The following is a 24124-nucleotide window of genomic DNA, read 5'->3' as shown; positions in this document are numbered from 1 at the left end:
CTCACAAGTAGTCAGGGGCGCTGATGCCGAGCAGGGCCAGGCCACCGGCCAGCACCGTCCCGGCGGCTTCGGCGAGGGCGAGCCGGGAGCGGTGGGCGGCCGAGGGTTTCTCGTCGCCGAGGGGCAGCACGGTGTGCTGGAACCCCAGGAACGCGTCGGCGGTGGCCTCCAGATGCCGGGCGACCCGGTCGGGGGCGCGGTGGCGGGCTGCGGCTTCGAGAACGGCGGGGTAGTCGCCGAGGACGGTGAGGAGGCGCGGCGCGTCCACATCCTCTTCGTACGCGGGGCTCATGCCGAGCCGAGCGGCGTTACGGAGGAGAGCCCGGGCCCGCGCGTGGGCGTAGCGCACGGTGAACAGCCCATTGGCCTCGCTCTGCACGAGCAGCCCGTCGGCGGCGAGCGCCCGGTCGTGCGCGGCGGGCCGCAGCAGCGCCCAGCGGGCGGCGTCGGGGCCGAGGGCGTGGACGTCGTAGGTGACGGGAAGGGGGCGGAGGGTGAGGGTCTCGGCGGTGTCCTCGGTGTCGGGGAGGGGGGCGTCGTCGCGTACGGCCACGTGGTCGGGGTCGGCGCCGGCGCGGGGCTCGGGGTCTTCGCGCACGGTGGCGCCCTGCGCGGCCAGGAGTCCGCGCACGGCTTCGGCCATGACGGCGGCCCGGACGTCGCCGCGGTGGCTCAGCCGGAAGGACCGCCCCGCCAGAGATGTGCCGCGCCCGTAACGCTCGCCCGTGTCGAGGATCTCCCGCACGAGGGCGCGTCGACCGCGATCGGCGAGGGTGATGTTGAGGAACCCGGGACCGGTGATCTCGACGCGCTCGATGCCGTCCGCCTCCGCGATCCTGGGCCGCAGCACCTCGGCGACGCCCAGCGGAGCCATCCCGGCCTCGCGGGCAAGCTGGAGGGCGGCGTTGGTGGCCCAGTCCCCACTGCCGCCGGGCCGGGGTCGCTCGATCCCGACCCGCTCGGGGAGCCGCGTGCCCGCCCGCAGCGCGCCTTCACCGACCGCGCGGCGCACGGCGTGCAGCACGGTGAGGGAGAGGTCCGCGGGGGTCACGGGACAAGCGTATGGGAGGAGACGGTGTCGGGTGGAACCGGTTTCGCCATGCGGTCACCCGCCACCCGACCGGCCGCTCAGCCCCAGGCGCTCCCGGCATGCCCGGCACCGCTCCGCCCGTCGATGGGCGGCGGAGACTCCCGGTGCACGAGTTGCCGCACGAGCCGCACCAGCTCGGCCGGCTCGAAGGGCTTGGCGAGGAACGCATCCACCCCGGCGGCGAGCCCGCTCTCCACCTCGTACTGCGTGCACGCGCTGACGATCGCCACGGGCAGATGTCTGGTCCGCGGATCCTCCCGCAGCCGCTCGGCGGTCCTGAGCCCGTCCAGACGGGGCATGACGACGTCGAGGGTCACCACGTCGGGCCGAACGTCAAGGACCACGTCCAGGCACTCGGCACCGTCGGCCGCGGTCACGACCTCGAAGCCCTCCAGCTCGAGATTGACCCTGATCAGCTGCCGGATGACCCTGTTGTCGTCCACGACGAGCACCCGGCCGGACACGCCTGACACAACTCGAGAGTAGGTCGAGCCGCTGCCCTGCGTCCGGGTTTTCCCCACTTCCGCCCCACACGGGCGACCCGACCCTCCCAGCCACCCCTAAATACCTGTTCACAGGCACCGCCCCGAAGCTGGTAGTGTTCTACCCGTCGCCGCGAGCAACACCACCGCGACGGACACGCCCCCGTAGCTCAGGGGATAGAGCAACGGCCTCCGGAGCCGTGTGCGCAGGTTCGAATCCTGCCGGGGGCACCTATGTATGAGGTGCCCAAAAGACCCCGCCATCAGCGCTTTCGCTGAGACGGGGTCTTCGCGTATGTGCAGGCGTGTGCGGCCCGGAGCGGCCGTATGCCGGGGGCTGTGGACGAGGCGTGGACGGGATCTTGGGACGTAAGCGCAGGTCATACCCGGCCCTCCCCAAGGCCCCGGACAGGTCCAGGGGGCCTTGGGGGGACCGCCTTGAGCATGTCACTCGCACCAACAGAACCTCGACGGGGAAGTCCCTCAGCCGGTGGCTTTGGCGATGATGCGGTCCATCTCCTCCCGGCCGAAGGCTCGCAGGGTCGTGCTACGGACGTTGCCCAACGCGCCAACCTGTAGGAGCACCGCGGTGGCAGTCTCGTCGTCGGGCGCCTCCACGACAGCCACGATGTCGTACGGGCCGACGGTCCAGAAGAGGTTCAGGACCTTAACCCCGAGCTTCTGAGCCGCTGCCGTGAAGGCTTCGGCGCGTTGCGGGGTGTCCTTGTAGCCGCGGACTCCCTGGTCGGTCCAGTTCAGCAGCGCAACAAACGTCGGCATGATCCTTTACCCCTGTAAGTAGACGCAACTAGTCGTGGTCAACTCTGGGCATCATGCGCGTAATGCGCATGATGGGCGCCTCTGAACGAGTGATGGAAGCCGGCCTTACTTCATGGCCCGGCCCGACCTACACCCCGGAGCCACCGGCGCGGAATTCCTGAGGACAGGCACGCCCCTCTCAGCCAAGGCATGCCGATGCGCCCCCGGAACAAGTCCGGGGGCATCGGGGCTACCGTCGTCTGCGATCACTCGTACTCGCGCAACAGATCCTCAATACGCCGGTTGGCGACGTCTTGCCGTCCGTCGAGGCACTTGGCGTAGCGGGTCAGCAAAACCTCCACGCTGTTGCCGGCGCGCTCGGCCACCTCAGTAGGGTCGACACCGGCGTTGAGCCATGTCGACAGCGCCGAGTGCCGGAGGTCGTACGGTCGGCTCGCAAGCGGCGAGGCCGCCGCGGCGGGCGGAAGCGCGAGGAGTCGGGCTTCCTGCCACACCCGGTAGTAGGTCGAGGACGGGACGACCAAGCCCTTCTCGCTGAAGAACAGCCGCCCGTCGTCCGCCGTACCGAAGATGGCCAGGTGCTCACGGAGCATGGCGACGAGATGGGGCGGGATAGGCACCCGCCTGACGTCCTCGGTCGGCCGGTTCTTCAGCCCGCGGTCGTCGTGTGTCTCCCCCGCGTCGGTCCACTGCTTGCCGACAGACGGACGGGTCCGGTGGAGCAGCGCCGAACCCCAGCCGTGTCGGGCAGGTTAAGGTCTGTCTCGACCAGGCCGACCGCTTCCGCCGGCCGGAGCCCGCCGGAGTACATGGCGGAAAATAGGCCCACCAGTCGACGGCCACGGGCACGCCGGTACCCGCCCACATAGGAAACCGCCGCCAGGAGATTCCGCGCCTGCTCCGGGTTGGCAACCACGCGCGGATCGACCTGGTTAGAGACCGGGGCCGCGCGTCGCCGCCCGCCCGCGCCCGCAAGGGGGCGAAAACCAGGCCGGGGCTGGGGTAAGAAGGCGATGTATGCCGGGGTCCATGGACGAGGCTGGACGGCGTCTTGTGACATCACCGCAGGTGAGCTGCTGAAAACGGCGAGGCCCCTCGACAGGTTGCCACAGGCCCAAGACTGCCGATCTCCGAGCTCATCCCGAGGCACTTCGCGCAAAGGATCGGCAAGATCGCACACTGGTGCCGACGCACCCGGCCACTTTCGCCGAGCTGGCACTCACCGCGAGCCGGAGTGCCAAAAGTCGTACGTGAGCTGTTACTCCGTCGTCAGACTGTTCAGCTCACACAGCGTCCGGTGGTAACGCAGGTATGCCTCATCGATCCGATGGCCGGTGTGTCGGCGAAGTTGCCCCAGCGGCTCGCCCCCATGGGCCTTCCTCACGATGCCGTCAACATCGACGTAGATCTCCAGACCGTCGAACAGGACGTGGTGATTGGGACACAGGCACAGCAGGTTCTGCAGTTCATCCGGACCGTCATGTGGAGTTCCGAGGCCGCGTATGTGAGCAGCCTCGCTATAAGGCCTGTGCTTGTACTGCAGGCGGGTGCCGCACACCTGGCAGGCGTGGCCGTGCAGTTCCTTGACCCGATTCGCGATCGCCGCATCGCGGATCAGCCGTGAGGAGGTCGACTCCCGCCGCGCAGTCGGACCAGTCGCCCTCTTCTCATCGGCGGCCTCTTGACCGCAGCCGTCCTCGCTGTCATCCAGCAGGCCGTCGGCGGTCGCGTATCCGGCGAGGCCTACCCGGCTGAGCAACTCGCGCTGATCGACGTCGTCAAGATAGGTGCTGCACAGCTTGACCACGGCTTCCAGTCGGGTCAGAGGATTCTGCAGCGTTTCGGCGGCTGCGTGAGGGAGGCCTGCGACAGGTTGGACCTTGTTGAAGATTCCCGGTTGCGGCATGGAGCTGGCATCGCTTTCTATCCCATGCACCTCCCACAAGTCACTGCCCTTCAGGTGCCAGAAGGGGTATTCGGGAGTGACCTTGGAACCGGGCAATCCAAATTCGGCTAGGAGTGGACTGACCTCCGCGCGGAAGCAGGACCACGGAGCCAGCCGCGGCTTGCCGGCTGCTAGCCGAGAGACCGCCCAAAGCAAAGCCAGTGGCTGGTGACGGCTAGGGGCTTTGCTCCCTGGATGATGGTGAGTGTTGAGAGAGCCGATCCGGTCTAGCAACTCCGCTGAGGTCAGTTGTGTGGCCGAAGGTGTTGCCGGAGGCAGGGCAGTAACCAGTTGGCGCCTATCCGGAAAGTACCGGACGACATGGCGGTAGGCCTCGGCGGACCGCAGGGTGAGGCTCCGTAGAGGTGCGGGGACGTTCAGGCTCTGCAGTACTGGAGCTGCAGGAACGCGAGTGGGAAACTCCTCGACATCTCCCAACGCCATGATGTGTTCCCAGGTGGCGTTGCCCTCGTCGGTCCCCCAGACCGCCTGCGCCACGAGCGAGCTGTTGAAGAGGTGGAGAATGCGGGCGCGAGCGATGAAGTGGTTCTCTGCATAGAAGAACACGTCGTCGCCAACGCGCCGGTTGCGCAGAGCTTTTGCTTTTTCATTGTTTACTTGCGTGGTGGGGGTGGAGCCCCAAAGTCGAGCCATCCCGTCCGGGTACAAGGCGGCAAGCGCATCCGCCTGCCCGCCGAGTACGTCCTTGATACCTGCGATCGAGATGCCCTGTCGTACGGACCTGGCGAAGTTTTGCGGGCCGCGGTCCCGGGTCCCGCCGCGAGGCTGGAGAACCAGTTGTGGTGCCACCTGCTGCGGCCCATCCGTGACGGCGGTCCCGTCCTCCACAGTGAAGCCGAGCGCGCGCAGACGGTGCGCCACCGTACGCGCCCCACCACTGAAGCCATCAGCCGGCAGCAGGTCGCCGACCGAGTAGAGGTGCGCTACGCCTGCGATGGCCTTCGAGTCGTAGCGGCTTCCATCCAACACCAGCTCATACGCCATGGCTCGACCGAAGCCGTACCGGCGGCGAAAGGTCTCGCGTCCGAGGTACTGACACTCCTCGACGGCAGCCAGCACCCCTGCACGCGTCACATCCCCAAGTCCCATACACAGGAGGCTAGTAGGAAAATATGACACCGAATGAATCGCGTTGAACTACAGGGATCCCCTGCTCTGTAGTTACCCGAACCACCGGCACCCAATGCTGCAGCTTGACAGGAGGGAAGGGGCAGCGGAGTGCATGAACCCCTGCGCGTGCCTGCGCTCCCGCTCGCCCTCGAACCGCCTGGTCCACTCGACGAAGCCGCCCGTCTGCACCCCGCCCCCCTCCCCGGAGACACGGCCACCGTGCCCCCGGGGAGGGATGACGCCGACGGGCCTCGAACCGTTCCCGGGGAGGGGCGCGTCAGCCGAGGCGGGTGAGCTTCTGGGTGAAGGAGGGCTCGGTGAGGTCGGCTTGGAGAGCGACCGGTACGCGGTCCGGGCCGGCTCCGGTGCCGATCGTGAGCTCGCCGATCACCGTGCCCGCTTCGGCCGTGTGCGGGATGGCCTTGCCGGCGTTCCGGAAGGCGAGGTTCAGCTTCTGGCCGGGGACGCCCACGGCCTTGAGGTCCTTGGTGGCGACAACCGGGGTACGGCCGCCGAGGCGGTCTTCGACGTGGCCGACGACCTGGCCCTTCTTCACCACGGTGGCGGAGGTGAGGGCCTCGCGTACGGCCTGGATGACTCGCTTGCTGTTGTCCTGCACCAGGACCAGGCTGTTGGCGCCGTTGGGGTCGGGACCGGTGACGTGCTGGTCCATCATCGTGCCGAGGACCAGCCGGTCCTTGCCGTCGACGGTCTTGTAGGCCGCCCACGACAGCGTGCCGCCTGCCGGGGTGTTGGAGCCGGTCTTGATGCCCCTGACGCTCAGTCCCGCCGTGAGGAGCCCGTTGTTGTTATAAATACGTCCGATACCCGGGATGTCGGCGTTGGGCATGGCGACGATGGCGCGGAAGGCATCGAATTTCATGACCGCTTCGGCCAGCTTGAGCTGGTCGACAGCGGTACTGACGGTCTTCTTGTCCAAACCGCTCGGGTCGGTGTAGGTGCTGTTCTTCATGCCGAGGGATTTCGCGGCGTCGTTCATTTTCTTGACGAAAGCCGTCTCGTCCTGGGCGCCCGTGTCCCAACGGGCGAGCAGCCGGCCGATGTTGTTGCCCGACGGAATCATCAGCATCTTCAGCATGTCCTGCTGGCTGAACGCCTGGCCGATCTTGAGCCCCTCGATGCGCGACTCGCTCTCCGACTTGCCCTCATCCACGGCCTGGGCGTCGACCTTGATCAGCGGGCCCTTCTCGTTCTTCTTGAGAGGGTGATCGCGGAGGATGACATAAGCCGTCATGATCTTGGCGACACTCGCGGTGGGGACAGGCTTCTCCTCCCCGAACGTCCCAAGGCTCCCCGAGCCGACGACCGTCACGGCGGCCTGTCCCTTTTCGGGCCACGGGAGGGTCACCCTGCTGCCCTCGAAAGTGAACGAGGACGCCGCCTCGCCGAGGGCGAGGGTCGGCTCCGGGAGCGGGCGGAGCATCTGTACGGCCAGGGCGACGAGCCCCAGGAGCGCCACGAGCGGGGTCCAGATCTTCACCCGGCGTGCGATGGTGCGCGGCAAGGACGGGGGCGGCGGCGGAGTGTTGGTCAGCTGCGCCAGCAGGTCGAGCGGGGGCGGCGCCTCCTCGTCTGCGGTCCGAGACGGAGACGGGGACGGAGGAGGAGGAGGGGGGGTGGGTGTGCTGGGCGGAGGCGGGGTGGGTGTGCTGGGCGGAGGCGGGGAGGGGGTCCTGGCTGGAGGCGGGGGCGGGGGCGGTGTGCTGGGTGAAGCCTCGGACGGCGGGTTGGGGGAAGCCTCGGAGGGTGCGTTGGGCGCGGCCTCGGGCCGTGTGCTCGGCGGACCCTCGGGCCGTGTGCTGGGCTTTGCCTCGGGCTCTGTGGTGGACTCGGTCCCGGCCTCGTTCGGCTGCCCGGTTTCGTCGGGTTCGTCGGCCTGGGCGGTCTCCTCGGTCCGTTCGGACTCTACGGCTTCGTCCGGCCGGTCCGCCTCGGCTGCTTGCTCCGTCTCGGCGGGCCTGTCGGCCGGGTCCGCCTCGTCGGGGCCGTCCGCCGGGTCGGGGGCGGGCTCGGGCTCGGCCGGGGGTGGGAGTTCGCGGGTTTCGGCGTCTTCGGGTGGGGGCGCGAACTCCAAAGTGGTGGCCGACGACTCCGTTTCGTCGCCGGTTGCATTGCCGGACGTTTCTGTCGGCGAGTCCTTCAGCTCGGGTGCGTCCGGGGAGCCGCCCGCCATTCTTTTCTCCTTCATGCGCCGCAAATGCCACTTCGTTCGAGCACCGGGATTCCGGCCCATGGGGAGACGTCAGCCCGCCGTGCGCGGTTCCTCGGGTTCGCCGGCTCTCGCCGCAGCAGGTCCACGACGCTCTTCCTCGTCGCGGAGTGGGCGTAGGGGCGGCCGCTTTCGGCGAGGATGCGCCGGGCGGTGCGGCGGGTGAGCCGGGTGCGGTCGACCCGCTCGGCTGAACGCGGGGCGGGGGCCGGGAGTCAGGAGGCGCGTTTGCGTGGTGAGGCTTTCTTGGTGGTGGACTTCTTCGCGGTGGTCTTCTTCTCGGCCGCCTTGCCGCTCGCGGCCGTCTTCGAGGTGGACTTGCGGGCCGGGGCGGCCTTCTTGGCGGCCGATTTGGCCGTGGACTTCTTGGCGCCGCTTTCCTTGGGCGCGGCGCGGGCGGGGGTCTTCTTGCGGCCCGGGAGTTCGTGCACGGACGCCTCCGGCTCGCCCTCGCCGCGGGCCTCGCGGGCAGCGCGGACGCTGCTCTCCAGCGCGGCCATCAGGTCGATGACCTGACCGCCGGCCTTCTCCTCCTTCGGCGCGGCGACCTCGGCGCCCTCCGCCTTGGCGGCGATCATTTCCTCCACCGCCGCCCGGTAGTCGTCGTGCAGGGTCTCGATGTCGACCTCGCCGAGCGTGTCCATCAGGGCGTCCGCCAGGTCCAGTTCGGCCTCGCGGACGGTCACGGAGGTGTCCGGGGCCACGCCCTCGGCACTGCGGATCTCGTCCGGCCACAGCAGTCCGTGCATGGCGATCACGTCGTCGACGACCCGCAGCATTCCCAGCCGCTCGCGCCCGCGCAGCGCGAACTTGGCGATGGCGACGCGGTCGCTGCGCTTGAGTGCCTCGCGCAGCAGCGTGTAGGGCTTCGCGGCCGGCACACCGTTCGCCGACAGGTAGTACGCCGCGTCGATCTGGAGCGGGTCGATCTGCGACGCCGGTACGAAGGCGACGATCTCGATCGTCTTGGCGGTCGGCAGCGGCAGCGAGGCCAGGTCCTCGTCGGTGATCGGGATCATGGTCCCGTCGGCCTCTTCGTACGCCTTGCCGATCTCGTCGGACGACACCTCCTCGCCGTCCAGCTCGCACACCTTGCGGTAGCGGATCCGGCCGCCGTCCTCCGTGTGGATCTGCCGGAAGGAGATGGACCGGTTCTCGGTCGCGTTCACCAGCTTGATAGGGATGCTCACCAGACCGAACGAGATGGCGCCATTCCAAATGGATCGCACGATTCATCCCTTTCGTCCCGATTCGTGGGATTCTCATCGTATGACGCCGATCACGGAGGTGGAGGGGCGGCGCCTGGCGCTCAGCAACCTGGAGAAGGTCATCCATCCCGTCACCGGGACGACCAAGGGCGAGATCCTGCACTACTACGCCACCGCCGCCCCCTACCTCCTCCCCCACCTCCTGGGCCGCCCCCTGTCCTTCCTCCGCTATCCCGACGGCCCCGACGGGCAGCTCTTCTTCACCAAGAACCCGCCGCCCGGCACACCCTCCTGGGTGAAAACCGTCTCCGTCCCCCGATCGGAGGACAAGTACGCCCGCCAGGTGATCGTCCAGGACCTCCCCTCGCTGATGTGGGCGGCGAACCTGGTCGTGGAGTTCCACACCCCCCAGTGGCTGGCCGACGCCCCCGCCCTCGCCGACCGGCTCGTCCTGGACCTCGACCCCGGGGCGCCCGCCACCGTCGTGGAGTGCTGCCGGGTCGCGCTCTGGCTGCGGGAGCGCCTCGCCGAGGACGGCCTGGAGGCGTACGCGAAGACGTCCGGCGCCAAGGGCCTGCACCTGTACGTACCGCTGGAGCCGGCGCCCTCGGAGCAGGTCCAGGCGTACGCGAAGCAGCTCGCCGTCGAGGCGGAGGCCAAGCTTCCGGCGCTGGTCGTGCACCGGATGACCAAGGCCCTGCGTCCCGGCAAGGTGTTCGTCGACCACAGCCAGAACAACGCCGCCAAGACCACCGCCGCCCCCTACACGCTGCGCGCCCGCCGCGAACCGGCCGTCTCGGCGCCCGTGACCTGGGAGGAGGTCGAGGCCTGCGGCAACCCCGCGCAGCTGGTCTTCCTCATGGCGGACATGGCGCCCCGCCTCCAGGACTACGGCGACCTGCTGGCGCCGCTGCTGGACCCGGACGAGGCGGGGCCGCTGCCGTGATGCTGAAACCCCCGCTGAAGGTGGCCCTCGCACAGACGGTGGGCACGTTGCCGCGCGAGGCGGGACTGGCGTACGAACCCAAGTTCGACGGCCACCGGATGGTGATCTTCCGCGAGGGGGACGGGGTGGTCCTCCAGGCCCGCTCGGGACGGATCGTGACCGCCGCGTTCCCCGATCTGGCGGCGGCCGCACGGCAGTTGCCGGACGGCACGGTGCTGGACGGCGAGGTGGTCGTCTGGCGGGAGGGCCGGATCGACTTCGCCGCCGTCCAGGGCCGGGCCGCCGCCACCCCCGGCCGGGCACCCGGGCTCGCGGCGCGGCTGCCCGCCTCGTACGCGGCGTTCGACGTGCTCGCGTCGGGCGGCGAGGACCTCCGCCCCCGGCGGTACACGGTGCGCCGGGAACGGCTGGTGGAGCTGCTCGCGGAGCTCGGCCCGCCGATCCAGCCCGTACCCATGACGACCGACCCGGAGCTGGCCGCGACCTGGTACGACACGCTGCCCGACATCGGCGTGGAGGGCCTGGTCGTCAAGCGCCTGGACCAGCCGTACAAGGCGGGCACGCGCGCGTGGCGCAAGTTGCGGCACACCGACACCCGGGACGCGGTGGTGGTCGGGTTCACCGGCGCCCGGCGGCGGCCCGCCTCTCTGGTGCTGGTCCTCCCGGACGACGACACCCCGGTCGTCTCCAGCCCGCTGCCGCCCGCGCTGCGCGCCCGCGCGGGCGCCGCGCTCGCCGCACTGTCCCCGGGCGAGCGGGTCCTGGCGGGGAAAGGCACGGGCGGGGAAGGGACGGGTGGGGACGGGACGGGTGGGGAAGGGACGGGTGGGGACGGCAGGGGCGGGAAAGGCGCGGGCGCGGAAAGCGTGGGCGACGCGGGCGCGGGCGGGGAAGGCACACAGGGCGCGGGACCGCAGGGCACCGCCATGGCGGTCGGCATCGGCGAAGTGCCCTACGTCCCCGTACCGCCCGAGCTGACCGCCGAGGTCGCCACCGGCACGACCCGGCACACGGTGACGACGGTGCTACGGCTGAAGGACTAGACCGTCAGCCAGGTGCGGCGGTCGCGGGCCGTCGCGTAGAGGGACTCGACGTCCGCCGGTTTCAGTACACCCCCGAGACGCGCCAGGGACGGGATCTCGCCGTCCCCCAGCACCCGTACGCCGTCGAGGCCGGGCGGCACCTCCAGGCGGCCCGGATCGGCGACCGCGAGGACCGGGCGCACGCCCGTGGCCAGGGCGTGAGCGGCCCGCTCGGCGTGACGGCGGACCCACCGCAGGTGCGGCTCCGGGTCCGCGCGGCCCACCGCGACCACCGGGTCGGCGATCCGGACCCGCCGGCCGCGCGCCGCCAGGGTTCGGACCGCCAGCACGCCGGCCGGGCCGATCGCCAGGTGGTCGATCAGGGCCGCGCCCGGCAGGGGCACACAGTGCAGGACCCGCCAGCCCGCCGTGTCCAGCCGGTCGAGGGCGTCACCGACGCGCTGTCGGGCGGCCAGCTCGACGAGGCGCGGGTCCTGTCGCCCGAAGCGGCGCCGGGAGACACCCTCGAGCGTGCCGTGCAGGGCTTCGCCGGGGCGGTTCGGAGCGAGGTCGTCGTCGGGGTGGAGCGTGAGACGGGCCAGGTCGGAGGCGGTGGGCACGGGTGGCGGGCCGACGGTGACCTCGCCGGTGACGTAGGGCGCGAGCGCGGCCAGCACCTCGTCCTCGTACGCCTCGGACAGCAGGCTGATCCGGCCGCTGCGCCGGTCGTACCAGGCGATGTCCCGGCCGTTCGGCAGGCTGACCCACAGCCGGTCGCCGCCGCGGCCGGCCGGTGTGACGCGCAGTGCGGTCATGCCCCATCACCCCCAACGCCCATGGGAACAGCCGTGCCCCTCGGGGGCAAGAGAAGGGCGGGAGACGGTCGGGAGCGAGATGGAAGCAGGACGGAAGGAGGACCGAAGCGGGACGGAAGCGACGCGTGGGACGGGCCGGAAAGGGCCCCTGGAGGGGGACGGGGCGTGTCCGATTGCCGGGGCATGGCGCCCGGTGGTGTGGTGCACTATTGCCCCCAAGTGCAGTGTTCGCGGGGAGGGACGGCATGTTCACGGGGATCGACGAGGTCGACTGGGCCTCGCTGGGTCATGCCTACGGTCCGGCTGACGACGTACCCGAGCTGCTGCGCGGGCTCGCCTCTCCCGATCCGGCGGAGCGGGAGGTCGCCCTGGACGCCATGTACGGCGCGGTGCACCACCAGGGCGATGTGTACGACTCGACGCTCGCCTGCATCCCCTTCCTGCTGGAGCTCGTGGCCACCCCCGAGGTGCAGGACCGCGGCTGCATCGTGGAACTGCTGACCAGCATCGGCGGCATCGACCTGGGCGGCGACGACGAGCTGGACGAACTGGACCCGGAGGACGAGGAGTTCGAGGACGCGGCCAACTACGCGATGGCGGCCGCGGCCGTCGCCGCCGGGGCGGACGTGTTCCTCACCCTCGTCGGCGACGAGGACCGGGAAGTGCGGCTCGCGGCACCGGGCGCGCTCGCCTCGCTGCACGGGGACCCCGCGCGGGTGCTGGCCCTCCTGAGGGAGCGGCTGACCGTCGAGACGGACACCGAGGTGCGGCTCGCGCTGGTGGAGGCGGTGGGCCGGATCGCCCTGCGGTACGAGTCGCTGCGCGACGAGATCGTCGACTGGCTCGGCTGGCTCATGGGCGCCGCCCAGGACCCCGCCCTGCGCCTGGCGGCCCTCGCCCAGCTGGCCCGGTGCTCCCCCGCGCGGCTCCCCGGCGACGTCGTCGAGACCGTGACGGACCTGCTGGAACAGCTGCGGCGGGCACCGGGGCGGGGCGGGCGTCCCGATCCGGTGGGCGGGCCCGCGGGCGCGGCCGGCCTCCCGGACCTGACCGACCTGACGGTCCTGGCGGAACTGGCCGACCTGCCCGACGCGCTGGAGCTGCCCGAGGCGCTGGGGCTGCCCGACGTCCCGGAGCTGACCGACGTCCCGGAGCTGTTCGAACCGCGGCCCGGTGGGCCCATCCTGGTGGGCCAGCTGCGGGAGCTGCGCGAGGAGCAGCGTGCCGGGCGCGGCTCGGCGTGGGCCGACGACCTGTTGCGGACCCTGCACAGCGCCCTCGACGACCGGGTCGAGGACCGGATCGCGCTGGTCACCGCCCAGTTGCAGAGCCCCGACTGGGGCCAGCGGGCGGACGCGGTGTGGATGTGCGGCGGCCTGGTGCGGACGTGGCGGGGGGCGTACGACGAGGTGGTGCGGCTCGTCGGGGCGCAGCTCGCCGACCCCGAGCCCCGGCTGCGGGAGGCCGCCGTCGCGTGGCTGGAGGGCCTGTTCGAGGTGGCCCGCCCGGCGGCGGACGCGCTGGCGGCCAGGGTGGCGGCCGACCCGGCCCCCTGGGCGCCGGAGCGGGTGGGTGGCCGCTTCGGGATGGGCAACGCCCTACTGGCCCTCACCCGTACCGGTGATGCGCGGGCGGTGCCGGCGCTGGCCCGGGCCCTGGAACAGCCCGATCTGGACAGCCGGCTCGGCTACGCCATCACGCACCTGCGCGAGGGCGGCGCCCCGCTGGTGCCCGCGCTGCGGCACCGGCTCGGCGCCCTGCCGCTGGACGAGGAGCTCAGCGAGGCGGCGGGGCCGCTGCTGCTGGCGTTGGCGCACCTGGGTGCGGCGGAGGCGCTGCCGGAAGTGCTGCGGGTGCTGCGCGGGGCGCCCGCGTTCCGCCGGGAGTGGGTGGTGGAGTCGTCGCTGCGGGCGCTGACCGCGTTCGGACCGGCGGCGGGTGAGGCGTCGGGCGACCTGCGGGCGCTGCTGGACGACTGCTCGGTGGCGGTGGCGACGTCGGCTGCCCGTGCGCTGTGGGCGGTGGAGGGCGACGCCGGTGCCGTACTGCCACGGCTGCGGGCCCTGCTGGTGGCGCCGGACGCCGCGCACCGGCGGGAGGCGGCGTGGGCGGTCGCCGCGATGGGGCGGGCCGGCGAGGCGGTGGCGCCGGAGCTGCGGGCGTGCCTGGGCGCGCCCGGGGTGTGGCTGCGGGTGGACGCGGCCGTGGCGTTGTGCCGGGTCACCGGGGACGTGCGGGACGCCCTGCCGGTGCTGGTGGGAGCCTGGAAGGAGAACCGGCACACGCGGGTGGAGATCGCCGGGTGCCTCGCGGAGCTGGGTACCGTCCCGGCGGAAGCGGCTCCGCTGCTGGCGGCGGAGCTGGCCCGCTCGCGCCGGCACAACGTGTCGGAGGGCACCTCGGGCGAGCACGACGTCCACCACGACGAGAAGCTGCTGGCGCTGTGCCGGCGGGCGATGGGCCACTCCGGAGAGGAGACCGCCGGATGATCATCTTCGGGACGAAGGGGTACCTCCAGCAACTGGCGATGCTGACGCTGGTGTGCGGCCGGTGCGGCAACCCGGCCGCACACGCGCTGCGGAAGAGGACCACCAAGTTCACGCTGTTCTTCGTGCCGCTGTTCCCGGTGTCGACGTCGTACGCGACGCAGTGCACCTTCTGCGGCGCGCAGGAGCGGCTCACGCGGGAACAGGCCGACCGGATGTTGTCGGGAGGCACGCGGGTACGGTGACGGCTCGCGCGCTGCGGGGCCGGGAGTTGCGGTGTGGGGCCGGGGGACGCGGGTGCCGGGCCGGCGGATGCGGTGCGGGACCCGGGGGACGCGGTGCGGGGCCGGCAGGGGGACGCGGTGCGGGGCCGGCAGGGGGACGCGGGTGACGTGCTCCGGGGCGGGTCGACAAAAAGGACTTCCGTACGAATAGGGTTTACGGGAAGCCCGACCGTCCCGCCTCCGGCACCGCGCCAGTCAGGAGCACCGTGAGCCCGCACCGCCCGGCCGTGTACGCGGCGCTGCTGCTGTCCGGCACGGTGGTGTCCGCCCTGCTGCTGTCCGGCTGTGGTGACGCGGGCGAGCTGCGGAGCGCGGGCCCCACACCGACGGCGGTCGGCCCGGTCCGGCTGTGGCCCGGCATGCCGCCGGTCACCGCGCCCCCGTACGACTACGGCGAGAGCGACACCGCGCGGGTCCCGCGCGTCAAGGCCCCCGGCGACGACGTGCACAAGGTCGATCCGGTCGCGGTCGTGCAGGCCGAGGTGGCGGCGCACCCGGACGAGTACAGCGGTCCTGACGGCATGTACCAGGAGACGGCCGAGCAGATCCGGGAATGCAGGACCGAGCCGCGGCGGTGCCCGGTGATGACGCCGTACTACCGGGACCTCACCGGGGACGGCAGGGACGAAATGGTCGTCGGCATCCGCATGCCCGACCAGCAGACCGGCTTGCGCGTGTACATGCCCGAGAAGGGCGGCCTGACGCGGATCATGTCCACCGTCGACCAGGTCGTGGGCGTCCAGCTCGCGGGCAAGGACCTGGTCGTCCGGGTGGTCTCCGCGGGCATCCCCGGATACGAGTACCGCACGGCGTGGTCGTGGGACGCCCAGCAGCACGCGATGCTTCCCACGCGGGACGAGATCATCCGGGTGAAGCCCGTCCCGCCGAAGCAGGCCTCCCCGTCCCCCTCGGACGGTGCGTGATGCGGCGCCCCAGACCGCCGGCCTGGATGGCGACACTGACCTGGAAGGCCGGCGTCTTCATCACGGTGATGTGCTGTGCCCTGGCCGCCCTGCTGGGCGCGCTGGTGCACGTGTCCGTGACCCGGCAAACGGTGGACACCGCGCGGGAGAAGGCGCTGGAGCGGCTGGAGGAGGTGACGCGCGCGTACGAGGCGGGCGATCCGTTGCCGCCGTACGCGGGCGTCGACCCGGACGGCATGCCGTCCCCGCTGCGGGCGTTGGCGCTCCGGGGCGAGCACGGCACGGTCGTGGCCGACGACCCCGCGGGCCGGCCCACCATGTGGGCGGCGGGGCCCGCCGACGGCCGGGCGCTGGCGGTGCGGGTGGACTACTCGCTGAGCGCGAGCACCATCAGCGGGCTCGACAAGGCGATCGTCGGTTCCTCGGTGCTGGCGATCGGGGCGACGCTGCTGGTGGGGTCGTTCGCGGTGACCCGCGTGACACGGCGGCTGCACCTGACGGCGCAGGTGGCGCGGCGGATCAGCGCGGGTGACCTGGACGCGCGCGTCAATGACCCGCGTACGAAGGACCCCGCGCATCCGGAGGACGAGGTCGCGACCGTGTCGGGGGCGCTGGACACGATGGCGTCCAGTCTCCAGGGCAAGCTGCAGAGCGAGCAGCGCTTCACGGCGGACGTGGCGCACGAGCTGCGCACACCGCTGACGGGGCTGTCGGCGGCGGCCGAGCTGCTGCCGCCCGGCCGGCCCGCGGAGCTGGTGCGGGACCGGGTGAAGGCGATGCGGGCACTGACGGAGGACCTGCTGGAGATCTCCCGGTTGGACACGCGCACCGAGAAGGTCGACCTCGACGTGCACGAGCTCGGGCCGCTGGCGGAGCGCGTGGTGCGGGCGTCGGCCACGGACACGGAGGTACGGATCGTCCGGGACGCGCGCGTCGAGACGGACAAGCGGCGGCTGGAGCGGGTGCTGGGCAATCTGGTGACCAACGCCCACAAGCACGGCCGTCCGCCGGTCGCCCTGACGGTGGACGGTCCGGTGGTGACCGTCCGCGACCACGGGCCGGGGTATCCGGAGTACCTCCTGGAGCACGGGCCGCAGCGGTTCCGCACGGAGAGCGGCAGCAAGGGCCACGGACTGGGGCTGACGATCGCGGCGGGCCAGGCGTCGGTCATCGGCGCGGAGCTGCGCTTCACCAACGCGCCCGGGGGCGGCGCCGAGGCCCGCCTGACGCTCCCGGAGTACGCGCCCGACTCCGGTACACCGTCCCCTGCCGACGACGGCGCCGCCGATACCTCGTAACGACGCGCCTTGCGTGCCCACCCCGTTGCGGACGCGCCCCTCGGCCCGTTGTGGGCAGTCGTCCCGCAGGGCGGTGGGAAGCCGAGCGGTGGTGCGTGCCCGGTCGCTGCCGGGCGGTGGACGGCGCGGGCGGGTGGGTGGTGTGTTCCCGGTCGCGGGCGCGAGGTGGACAGCGCGGGCGGGTGGGGTGGTGTGTGCCCGGGCGCGGACGGGCGGTGGACTGCCGGTGGGGTGGGGGCGGGGCCCCTCCGGGCTCGTCTCCTCGGGGTCGGCGGCCTTGGGTTCGTCCGACGGGGAGCCCGTCGGACGCCGCCGACCCCTGCGGGGACGACCCTGCACGGCCCCGCCCCGGCCGTCGGTCGACTGCGGACCGTGTCAGGTGCGACATAACGGATATATGCCGCGCCACTTGCTACGTTGCCTGGCATGACCGCAACGAGGAACCACAGGCGCCGGGGGGTGGAGCTGTCCCTCCTCATCGGGGCCGTCCTCATCGCCGTGTACGGGTACGTCGGCGTCGGTCTCGCCAGGAGCGGCGCCGTGCCGCCGGACGCCGCCGCGTACGGGGCCGGGCTCGGGCTGCTGGCGCTGCTCGCCCATCTCGCCGTGCGGTACCGCGCCCCGTACGCCGATCCCCTGCTCCTCCCCATCGCGGTGCTGCTCAACGGCCTCGGCCTGGTGCTCATCTACCGCCTCGACCTGGAGACCCCCGCCGATCACGCCGCGCCCACCCAACTGGTGTGGTCCACCCTCGGCGTCGCGCTCTTCATCGCGGTGGTCGTCCTGCTCCGCGACCACCGGACCCTGCAGGGCTACGCGTACGTGTCCGTCGCCGCCGCTCTGCTGTTGCTGCTGGTGCCGATCTTCTTCCCCGCCGTCAACGGCGCCAAAATCTGGATCCGGATCGGCGGATTCTCGTTCCAGCCGGGCGAGTTCGCCAAGATCCTGCTCGCCGTCTTCTTCGCCGCGTACCTCGCCGCCAACCGGCACGCCCTCGCCCACACCGGCCGCCGCGTGTGGGGCGTGCAGTTGCCCACCGGCCGGGTGCTCGGGCCGATCGTGGCGATCTGGCTGGTCAGCGTGGGGGTCCTCGTGCTGGAGCGCGACCTCGGCACCTCGCTGCTGTTCTTCGGGCTGTTCGTGATCCTGCTGTACGTGGCCACCGGCCGCACCGGCTGGGTCGCCGTCGGGCTGCTGCTGGCCGCGGCGGGGGCGTTCGTGGTGGGCGGGCTCGAACCGCACGTCAACAACCGGGTGGAGGACTGGCTCCACCCGTTCGCCTCCATCGAGGCCGGCAAGGGCCCGGGCCAACTGGCCCAGTCGCTGTTCGCCTTCGCGGCCGGCGGGATGCTCGGTACGGGCCTGGGCCTGGGCGACTCGATCCTGATCGGCTTCGCCGCCAAGTCCGACTTCATCCTGGCCACCGCCGGTGAGGAGTTGGGCCTGGCCGGGCTGACGGCCATCTTCCTGCTGTACGCCCTGCTCGTGGCCCGCGGTTTCCGAACCGGGCTCGCGCTGCGGGATCCGTTCGGCCGGCTCCTCGCCACCGGTCTCGCCTCGATCCCCGCCCTGCAGGTGTTCGTCATCGCGGGCGGTGTGATGGGCCTGATCCCGCTGACCGGCATGGCCATGCCGTTCCTCGCACAGGGCGGATCGTCGGTCGTCACCAACTGGATCATCGTGGCGCTCCTGATCCGCGTCAGCGACTCCGCCCGCGCGCCCGAACCGGAGGGTGTCGAGCCCGGTGCCATCCTCCCCGTCGTGACGGAGGCCCTTTGATCCCCTGCATCCGGCACGCCGCCGTCGTGTGCCTGCTCCTGCTCGCCGCCCTCCTGGTCAACGCCGCTCGCGTCCAGCTCTTCGAGGCACCGTCGCTGGATGCCAACCCGGCCAACCGGCGGACGGTCATGGCCCGTTACGCCGAGCCGCGCGGTGACATCGTCGTCGACGGCACGCCCGTCACGGGCTCCAGGGACACCGGGGAGCAACTGCGCCACGAGCGCACGTACACCGACGGCCCGCTGTACGCCCCGGTGACCGGGCACGCCTCGCAGACGTACGGCACCACCCTCCTGGAGCACACCGAGGACCCCGTGCTGTCCGGTACGAGCCCCATGCTCGCGCCCTTCCCCTTCTGGCACGACCTCAGCCGCACCCGGCCGCCGGGCGGCCACGTGGTCACCACCATCCGTGAGCCGCTGCAACGCGTCGCGTACGAAGGACTCGACGGCAGGCGCGGCGCGGTCGCCGCCATCGAGCCGTCCAGCGGCCGCGTCCTGGCGCTGGTGAGCAGCCCCTCGTACGACCCCGGTCTGCTGTCCGGCACCGGCCACCGGGTGGCCGCGGCCTGGCGGAGGCTCAACGCGGCGCCGGACCAGCCGATGCTCAACCGTGCCCTGCGGCAGACCTATCCGCCCGGCTCCACGTTCAAGATCGTGACCGCGGCGGCGGCGATGGACGCCGGGATCGTGACCGATGTGAACACCCCGACGGACGCGCCCGAACCGTATCTGCTGCCGGGCACGCGGACCGTGCTGCCGAACGAGGCGAAGGGGTGCGGCAACGCCTCGCTGGCGTACGCGATCCGCTGGTCCTGCAACACCGTGATGGCCCACCTCGGGGTGAAGGTGGGGGCGGCCGGGATGCTCGACGCGGTGTCCCGGTTCGGCTTCAACGACACCTCGTTGCGCGTCCCGTCGGCGGTGGCCCGGTCCAACTTCGACACCGAGATGAGCGTGGACCGGCTCGCGCTCTCCGCCATCGGCCAGTACGACACCAGGGCCACCCCGCTGCAGATGGCGATGGTCGCCGCCGCGGTGGCCAACGGCGGGGAGATCGCCCAGCCGCACCTGGTGGAGCGGACGACCACGGCCGACGGCGACACCGTGACGCAGCACGTCCGCCGCACCTACCGGCAGGCGATGCTGCCGCCGACCGCGCTGCGGCTCCAGCAGTTGATGGTGGACGTGGTCGACGGCGGCTCGGGCAGCAAGGCGGCCATCGCGGGCGCGCGGGTCGGCGGGAAGACCGGCACGGCGCAGCACGGTGTGGGGAACATCGGCACGCCGTACGCCTGGTTCATCGGCTGGGCGCAGGCGGAGGGCACGGGCCGGCCGGCGGTGGCGGTGGCGGTGGTCGTGGAGGACGCCTCGGCCAACCGGGAGGACATCAGCGGCGGGGGCAGCGCGGCGCCGATCGCCCGGTCGGTGATGGAGGCGGCGCTGCGGGAGGAGGAGCGGCGCAGCGAGGCCCGTGTCGGGGCGCGGAACGGGGTGGGCGGGCCGTTCCGGCCGTGACCAGGGGCGCACCGGACGGCGCCCCCTCCACGGAGCGGACTAGCCGATCGGCTTGCGCATTTCGGCGCGGACCTTCAGGGTCAGCTCGGCGGCCGCGGCCAGGTCGATGTCCTCGGGCTTCTGGTCGACCGAGGCCGCGTCGACCACGCCGACACCGGCGGCGGTGTTGCCGTCGGCCCAGGCGCACATCGGGAAGGTGACCTCGTTGCCCGCCTCGGTGTTGCTGAGCACCTCGCACTCGACCTTGACGTCCGACCCGGCGGGTGTGACGTCCTTGGCCGGCACCTCGATCGAGGCGTTCTGGGCGGTTCCGGCGCCCTTGAGCAGGCTTCGGCGCTGGACGTCGGGGTTCTTGAGCCTGCCGTGGAACCCGGAGACGACGAGCGCCTTGATCTGGCCGCCCTTCTCGGCGGTGTACTGCGCCACGGCCGCCCCGTCCGTCCGGACACCGGGGTCGTAGCTGTCCTCCAGGACCTTCTTGCCCTCGGTGTCGGACATGTCCTGGGCGAGCGTGTACTCGCCGTCCACCAGCGTCTTGGGGACGGTGAGCTTGTGCGTGGCCGCCGGGAAGGAGGTGCCGCCGCCGGAGCCGTCGACGACCATCATGACGCCGAAGCCGAGGCAGCCGAGCAGGACGAGCGACCCCGCGACGATGCCGATGACCAGCCCGGTGCGCTTCTTGCGCGGCGGCTGCACGCCGTACGGGCCGGGCATCGGGCCGCCGTAGGGGCCGGGCTGCCCGGGGTACTGCTGCGGGACGTGGGGCTGCGGCCCGGGCGGCTGCGCGCCGTACGGGCCGGGCTGCGGGCCGGGGTACCCACCGTACGGGCCGGGCGGCTGCTGGGGCGGAGGCGGCATGCTCATGCCCGCCAGGCTACGTCACGGGGTGAAGCGCCCGATCACGCTCCACCCTCCGCGATGGCCTCCGTCACCTCCGCGACCCGCTCGGCCTCCTCGGCCGCGAAGCGTTCGCGGTCGAGCTGCTCGGCGATCTCCTCGTCCTGGGTCATCAGCAGGTCGAGGTTGGAGTTGCCCAGCTCGAAGACGCCCATGTCCACGTACGCCTTCTGGAGCCGTTCGCCCCACAGGCCGATGTCCTTGACGCACGGGACGATCCGGCTGAACAGCAGCTTGCGGAACAGCTGGAGGAATTCGGACTGCTCGGAGAAGTCCTCCGCCTCCTTCGTGGAGACGCCGAAGTTCTCCAGCACCTCCACGCCGCGCAGCCGGTCGCGCATGAGGTAGCAGCCCTCGATGACGAACTCCTCGCGCTCGCGCAGTTCGGCGTCGGTGAGCTGCTTGTAGTAGTCGCGCAGCGCCATGCGGCCGAAGGCGACGTGCCGGGCCTCGTCCTGCATGACGTACGCCAGTATCTGCTTCGGCAGCGGTTTGTCGGTGGTGTCCCGGATCAGCCCGAACGCGGCGAGCGCGAGGCCCTCGATGAGGACCTGCATGCCGAGGTAGGGCATGTCCCAGCGGGAGTCGCGGAGGGTGTCGCCGAGCAGTCCCTGGAGGCTGTCGTTGATCGGGTACAGCATCCCGACCTTCTCGTGCAGGAAGCGGCCGTAGACCTCGGCGTGCCGGGCCTCGTCCATGGTCTGGGTGGCGGAGTAGAACTTGGCGTCCATGTCGGGGACGGACTCGACGATCCGGGCCGCGCAGATCATCGCGCCCTGCTCGCCGTGGAGGAACTGGCTGAACTGCCAGGAGGCGTAGTGCTTGCGCAGTTCGCCCTTGTCCCTCTCGGTCATCTTGGCCCAGTAGCGCGTTCCGTGGAGGGTCAGCGCCTCGTCGGGGGTGCCGAGGGGGTCGTACGGGTCGACCTCCAGGTCCCAGTCGATGCGCCTGGCGCCGTCCCACTGCTTGTCCTTGCCCTTCTGGTAGAGGGCGAGCAGCCGGTCGCGGCCGTCGTCGTAGTCCCAGTTGAAGCGGGCGGCGCCGGTGGCCGGGACCTGCCAGATGGGGTCTTCCGGATCCTTGGTGTAGAGATCGTGCGTCGACACGGACGGCTCCTTCGCCTGTGCGCTGACGGGTAGTTGGCAGGCTCACACGTTGGTAGACGCCGGGTCAACAAGTCGGGCACAGGGGATTGACGGTCTTGCTGACAGGCAGTCTCATAAGAGCTGACCCCCAGTAACGTCGACCGCGCGAGGTGCCCCGCCGATGACGACCGTGTCCGAACGCGACATACGTCTGCTCCGCGACGCACTCGGCCCGCTCCGGGACCGCGAACAGGTCGCCGAGCGGCTGCTCGAGTCCTCCGCGAAGCACTCCTTCGACCCGGACAAGGAGCTCGACTGGGACGCCCCCGTCGAGGACGGCAAGTGGTTCTGGCCGCCCGAGCTGGTCTCCCTCTACGACACCCCGTTGTGGCGGAAGATGTCCGAGGAGCAGCGGATGGACCTGGCCCGGCACGAGGCCGCCTCGCTCGCCTCCCTCGGCATCTGGTTCGAGATCATCCTGATGCAGCTCCTGGTCCGGCACATCTACGACAAGTCGGTCACCAGCAACCATGTGCGGTACGCGCTCACCGAGATCGCCGACGAGTGCCGCCACTCGATGATGTTCGCCAGGATGATCGAGAAGGGCGGAGCACCCGCGTACCGGGTGCCGCGCGTGTACCACAACATGGCGCGCGTCCTGAAGACCGTGTCGACGACCCCCGGCTCGTTCGCGGCCACGCTGCTCGGTGAGGAGATCCTCGACTGGATGCAGCGCCTCACCTTCCCCGACGAGCGCGTCCAGACCCTGGTGCGCGGCGTGACCCGCATCCACGTGGTGGAGGAGGCCCGGCACGTCCGGTACGCGCGGGAGGAGTTGCGCCGCCAGATGGTCACGGCCCCGCGCTGGGAGCAGGAGTTCACCCGGGTCAGCTGCGGTGAGGCGGCCCGCGTCTTCTCCGTGTGCTTCGTCAACCCGCAGGTGTACGAGAACGTCGGCCTCGACCGGCGCCAGGCGGTCGCCCAGGTGCGGGCGAGCGGCCACCGCCGCGAGGTGATGCAGTCCGGCGCCAGGCGGCTGACGGACTTCCTCGACGACATCGGCGTGCTGCGGGGCGTGGGGCGCAGGCTCTGGAAGAGTTCCGGCCTCCTCGCCTGAAGCCCGGCACCGGGGAGGAGGGGGCGGAGTTACGCTGCGGGCATGACCAGTGCCGCCACGCCCGCACCCGCGTACCGACGGCTCAGCGTCGAGGAGCGCCGTACGCAGCTCCTCGGGGTCGCCCTCTCGCTGTTCGCACACCGGGCGCCGGAGGACGTCTCGCTCGACGACGTCGCCGAGGCGGCCGGTGTCTCGCGCCCGCTCGTGTACCGCTACTTCGCGGGCGGCAAGCAGGAGTTGTACGAGGCCGCGCTGCGTTCGGCCGCCCACGAGCTGGAGCTGTGCTTCGCCGAGCCGCCCGTGGGGCCGCCCACCGAGCGGCTCGCCCGCGTCCTCGACCGGTACCTGGCCTTCGTCGACCAGCACGACGCCGGATTCAGCGCCCTGCTCCAGGGCGGCAGCGTCGCCGAGACCTCCCGTACGACCGCGATCGTCGACGATGTGCGGCGCGCGGCGGCCGAACAGATCCTGGTGCACCTGGGCGTCCCCGACCCGGGGCCGAGGCTGCGGATGATGGTGCGTACATGGATCGCGGCGGTCGAGGCGGCGTCACTCATCTGGCTGGACGAGGACAAGCGGCCGCCCGCCGCCGAGCTGCGTGCCTGGCTGGTCGACCACCTGGTCGCGCTGCTGACGGCGACCGCCGCGACCGACGAGCAGACGGCGGGGGCGGTGTCGGTGCTGCTGTCGCAGGAGACGGCGGAGGGTCCGGTGGGCACCCTGGCGCGCCGGGTGATCCCCGTGGTGAGCGAGGCCGCGCACCTGCTGTGAGCCGGGTGTGAGACTGGGGGCGTGCGAAGCGAGAACACCCCCTTCTACGGCGGTCCCCTGGACGGCCGGGTCCTGCCGGTGCTGACCGGCCCCACCGGTCACCCGCCCAAGTGGTACACGGTGCCCGTCCCGGCCGAGGACGGCGGCCCGCCGACCGTCCACGCCTACCGTCGCGTCCCCTCCGGCTACACCAAGCGCCTCGGGCTCCAGCGCGGCTGGAAGTACGAGTACGCCCCCGAGGGCCGCGAGCGGCGCGAGGTGAAGTGGCCCTGGTCACAGAAGTCGTAGGATCACGGGCATGCGCGCCGCCGCGCCGCC

At 71.6% G+C, this 24124-nt stretch carries 20 protein-coding genes, 1 tRNA gene and 1 pseudogene; 12 read left to right on the top strand and 10 right to left on the bottom strand.

Annotated elements, in window-relative coordinates:
• Position 1: 1 nt before the first annotated feature.
• Complete coding sequence (gene nrtL, locus ACZ6C1_RS01340) at positions 2–1051, bottom strand: ArgS-related anticodon-binding protein NrtL (RefSeq protein ID WP_469236583.1); 1050 nt, start codon at positions 1049–1051, stop codon at positions 2–4.
• 77 nt (positions 1052–1128) lie between these two features.
• Positions 1129–1611, bottom strand: a complete 483-nt coding sequence (locus tag ACZ6C1_RS01335; RefSeq protein ID WP_469236581.1) for a response regulator — start codon at positions 1609–1611, stop codon at positions 1129–1131.
• Between the two features lie 120 nt (positions 1612–1731).
• Between ACZ6C1_RS01335 and ACZ6C1_RS01330 the strand changes: the two genes are divergently transcribed.
• Positions 1732–1803, top strand: a tRNA-Arg gene (locus ACZ6C1_RS01330).
• Positions 1804–2055: 252 nt separating this feature from the next.
• On the opposite strand, the gene ACZ6C1_RS01325 is transcribed toward ACZ6C1_RS01330, so the two are convergent.
• The 5 genes and pseudogenes from ACZ6C1_RS01325 to ku all read right to left on the bottom strand — a co-directional run bounded on the left by ACZ6C1_RS01325 (position 2056) and on the right by ku (position 8887).
• Entirely contained in the window at positions 2056–2352 is a 297-nt protein-coding gene (locus ACZ6C1_RS01325) for a GYD domain-containing protein (RefSeq protein ID WP_031077045.1), read from the bottom strand.
• A 245-nt stretch (positions 2353–2597) separates the two neighbouring features.
• A pseudogene (locus ACZ6C1_RS01320) lies at positions 2598–3292 on the bottom strand (site-specific integrase); the annotation flags it as partial.
• Positions 3293–3610: 318 nt separating this feature from the next.
• Positions 3611–5407 carry an HNH endonuclease gene (locus tag ACZ6C1_RS01315; protein WP_469236579.1) on the bottom strand — a complete coding sequence of 599 codons (1797 nt, stop codon included), beginning with the start codon at positions 5405–5407 and terminating at the stop codon, positions 3611–3613.
• Between the two features lie 298 nt (positions 5408–5705).
• Positions 5706–7622 (bottom strand): D-alanyl-D-alanine carboxypeptidase family protein, encoded by a 1917-nt coding sequence (locus ACZ6C1_RS01310; protein WP_469236578.1) that lies wholly within the window; start codon positions 7620–7622, stop codon positions 5706–5708.
• 251 nt (positions 7623–7873) lie between these two features.
• Positions 7874–8887 (bottom strand): non-homologous end joining protein Ku, encoded by a 1014-nt coding sequence (gene ku, locus ACZ6C1_RS01305; RefSeq protein WP_469236576.1) that lies wholly within the window; start codon positions 8885–8887, stop codon positions 7874–7876.
• A gap of 40 nt (positions 8888–8927) precedes the next feature.
• Here ku and ligD point away from each other — a divergent pair, with 40 nt between their 5' ends.
• Both ligD and ACZ6C1_RS01295 read left to right on the top strand, forming a co-directional pair.
• Positions 8928–9812, top strand: coding sequence for a non-homologous end-joining DNA ligase (gene ligD / locus ACZ6C1_RS01300; RefSeq protein ID WP_469236574.1), 885 nt, complete (start codon positions 8928–8930; stop codon positions 9810–9812).
• Positions 9812–10855, top strand: coding sequence for an ATP-dependent DNA ligase (locus ACZ6C1_RS01295; protein ID WP_469236572.1), 1044 nt, complete (start codon positions 9812–9814; stop codon positions 10853–10855). Before ligD ends, ACZ6C1_RS01295 begins: the two co-directional genes overlap by 1 nt.
• Here the strand turns inward: ACZ6C1_RS01295 and ACZ6C1_RS01290 are convergent.
• Complete coding sequence (locus ACZ6C1_RS01290; protein ID WP_469236570.1) at positions 10852–11649, bottom strand: nuclease-related domain-containing protein; 798 nt, start codon at positions 11647–11649, stop codon at positions 10852–10854. The genes ACZ6C1_RS01295 and ACZ6C1_RS01290 overlap by 4 nt on opposite strands.
• Before the next feature lie 245 nt (positions 11650–11894).
• Here ACZ6C1_RS01290 and ACZ6C1_RS01285 point away from each other — a divergent pair, with 245 nt between their 5' ends.
• The 6 genes from ACZ6C1_RS01285 (at position 11895) to ACZ6C1_RS01260 (ending at position 19936) form a co-directional block, all read left to right on the top strand.
• Positions 11895–14138 carry a HEAT repeat domain-containing protein gene (locus ACZ6C1_RS01285; protein WP_469236569.1) on the top strand — a complete coding sequence of 748 codons (2244 nt, stop codon included), beginning with the start codon at positions 11895–11897 and terminating at the stop codon, positions 14136–14138.
• On the top strand, positions 14135–14380 hold the full coding sequence (locus ACZ6C1_RS01280; RefSeq protein ID WP_469236567.1) for a zinc-ribbon domain-containing protein: 246 nt from the start codon (positions 14135–14137) through the stop codon (positions 14378–14380). Before ACZ6C1_RS01285 ends, ACZ6C1_RS01280 begins: the two co-directional genes overlap by 4 nt.
• Before the next feature lie 245 nt (positions 14381–14625).
• Complete coding sequence (locus tag ACZ6C1_RS01275) at positions 14626–15342, top strand: hypothetical protein (RefSeq protein ID WP_469236565.1); 717 nt, start codon at positions 14626–14628, stop codon at positions 15340–15342.
• On the top strand, positions 15342–16640 hold the full coding sequence (locus ACZ6C1_RS01270) for an ATP-binding protein (protein ID WP_469236563.1): 1299 nt from the start codon (positions 15342–15344) through the stop codon (positions 16638–16640). Before ACZ6C1_RS01275 ends, ACZ6C1_RS01270 begins: the two co-directional genes overlap by 1 nt.
• 426 nt (positions 16641–17066) lie before the next feature.
• Complete coding sequence (locus tag ACZ6C1_RS01265) at positions 17067–18419, top strand: FtsW/RodA/SpoVE family cell cycle protein (protein ID WP_469236561.1); 1353 nt, start codon at positions 17067–17069, stop codon at positions 18417–18419.
• Complete coding sequence (locus ACZ6C1_RS01260; RefSeq protein ID WP_469236560.1) at positions 18416–19936, top strand: penicillin-binding transpeptidase domain-containing protein; 1521 nt, start codon at positions 18416–18418, stop codon at positions 19934–19936. Before ACZ6C1_RS01265 ends, ACZ6C1_RS01260 begins: the two co-directional genes overlap by 4 nt.
• 39 nt (positions 19937–19975) lie before the next feature.
• Here the strand turns inward: ACZ6C1_RS01260 and ACZ6C1_RS01255 are convergent, their stop codons facing one another.
• On the bottom strand, positions 19976–20800 hold the full coding sequence (locus tag ACZ6C1_RS01255) for a hypothetical protein (RefSeq protein ID WP_469236558.1): 825 nt from the start codon (positions 20798–20800) through the stop codon (positions 19976–19978).
• A 35-nt stretch (positions 20801–20835) separates the two neighbouring features.
• Positions 20836–21939: a ferritin-like domain-containing protein gene (locus ACZ6C1_RS01250; protein WP_469236557.1), complete on the bottom strand. Its 1104-nt coding sequence runs from the start codon at positions 21937–21939 to the stop codon at positions 20836–20838.
• Positions 21940–22099: 160 nt separating this feature from the next.
• On the opposite strand from ACZ6C1_RS01250, the gene ACZ6C1_RS01245 reads away from it, so the two are divergent.
• The 3 genes from ACZ6C1_RS01245 to ACZ6C1_RS01235 are packed head-to-tail and all read left to right on the top strand — an operon-like array spanning position 22100 to position 24094.
• Positions 22100–23035 carry an AurF N-oxygenase family protein gene (locus ACZ6C1_RS01245; RefSeq protein ID WP_469236555.1) on the top strand — a complete coding sequence of 312 codons (936 nt, stop codon included), beginning with the start codon at positions 22100–22102 and terminating at the stop codon, positions 23033–23035.
• A 42-nt stretch (positions 23036–23077) separates the two neighbouring features.
• On the top strand, positions 23078–23806 hold the full coding sequence (locus ACZ6C1_RS01240) for a TetR/AcrR family transcriptional regulator (RefSeq protein WP_469236553.1): 729 nt from the start codon (positions 23078–23080) through the stop codon (positions 23804–23806).
• 21 nt (positions 23807–23827) lie between these two features.
• Positions 23828–24094, top strand: a complete 267-nt coding sequence (locus ACZ6C1_RS01235; protein WP_469236551.1) for a hypothetical protein — start codon at positions 23828–23830, stop codon at positions 24092–24094.
• Positions 24095–24124: the final 30 nt, after the last annotated feature.

Source organism: Streptomyces sp. NPDC041796 (assembly GCF_055590785.1).
Note: the sequence above shows the minus strand (reverse complement) of the source record. Positions and strands in the feature narration are given on the sequence as shown.

Coding starts and splice junctions, on each gene's coding strand:
- ACZ6C1_RS01325 (WP_031077045.1), bottom strand. CDS start 2,352: ATGCCGACGTTTGTTGCGCTGCTGAACTGGACCGACCAGGGAGTCCGC.
- ACZ6C1_RS01315 (WP_469236579.1), bottom strand. CDS start 5,407: ATGGGACTTGGGGATGTGACGCGTGCAGGGGTGCTGGCTGCCGTCGAG.
- ACZ6C1_RS01310 (WP_469236578.1), bottom strand. CDS start 7,622: ATGGCGGGCGGCTCCCCGGACGCACCCGAGCTGAAGGACTCGCCGACA.
- ligD (WP_469236574.1), top strand. CDS start 8,928: ATGACGCCGATCACGGAGGTGGAGGGGCGGCGCCTGGCGCTCAGCAAC.
- ACZ6C1_RS01295 (WP_469236572.1), top strand. CDS start 9,812: ATGCTGAAACCCCCGCTGAAGGTGGCCCTCGCACAGACGGTGGGCACG.
- ACZ6C1_RS01290 (WP_469236570.1), bottom strand. CDS start 11,649: ATGACCGCACTGCGCGTCACACCGGCCGGCCGCGGCGGCGACCGGCTG.
- ACZ6C1_RS01285 (WP_469236569.1), top strand. CDS start 11,895: ATGTTCACGGGGATCGACGAGGTCGACTGGGCCTCGCTGGGTCATGCC.
- ACZ6C1_RS01280 (WP_469236567.1), top strand. CDS start 14,135: ATGATCATCTTCGGGACGAAGGGGTACCTCCAGCAACTGGCGATGCTG.
- ACZ6C1_RS01270 (WP_469236563.1), top strand. CDS start 15,342: ATGCGGCGCCCCAGACCGCCGGCCTGGATGGCGACACTGACCTGGAAG.
- ACZ6C1_RS01265 (WP_469236561.1), top strand. CDS start 17,067: ATGACCGCAACGAGGAACCACAGGCGCCGGGGGGTGGAGCTGTCCCTC.
- ACZ6C1_RS01255 (WP_469236558.1), bottom strand. CDS start 20,800: ATGAGCATGCCGCCTCCGCCCCAGCAGCCGCCCGGCCCGTACGGTGGG.
- ACZ6C1_RS01245 (WP_469236555.1), top strand. CDS start 22,100: ATGACGACCGTGTCCGAACGCGACATACGTCTGCTCCGCGACGCACTC.
- ACZ6C1_RS01240 (WP_469236553.1), top strand. CDS start 23,078: ATGACCAGTGCCGCCACGCCCGCACCCGCGTACCGACGGCTCAGCGTC.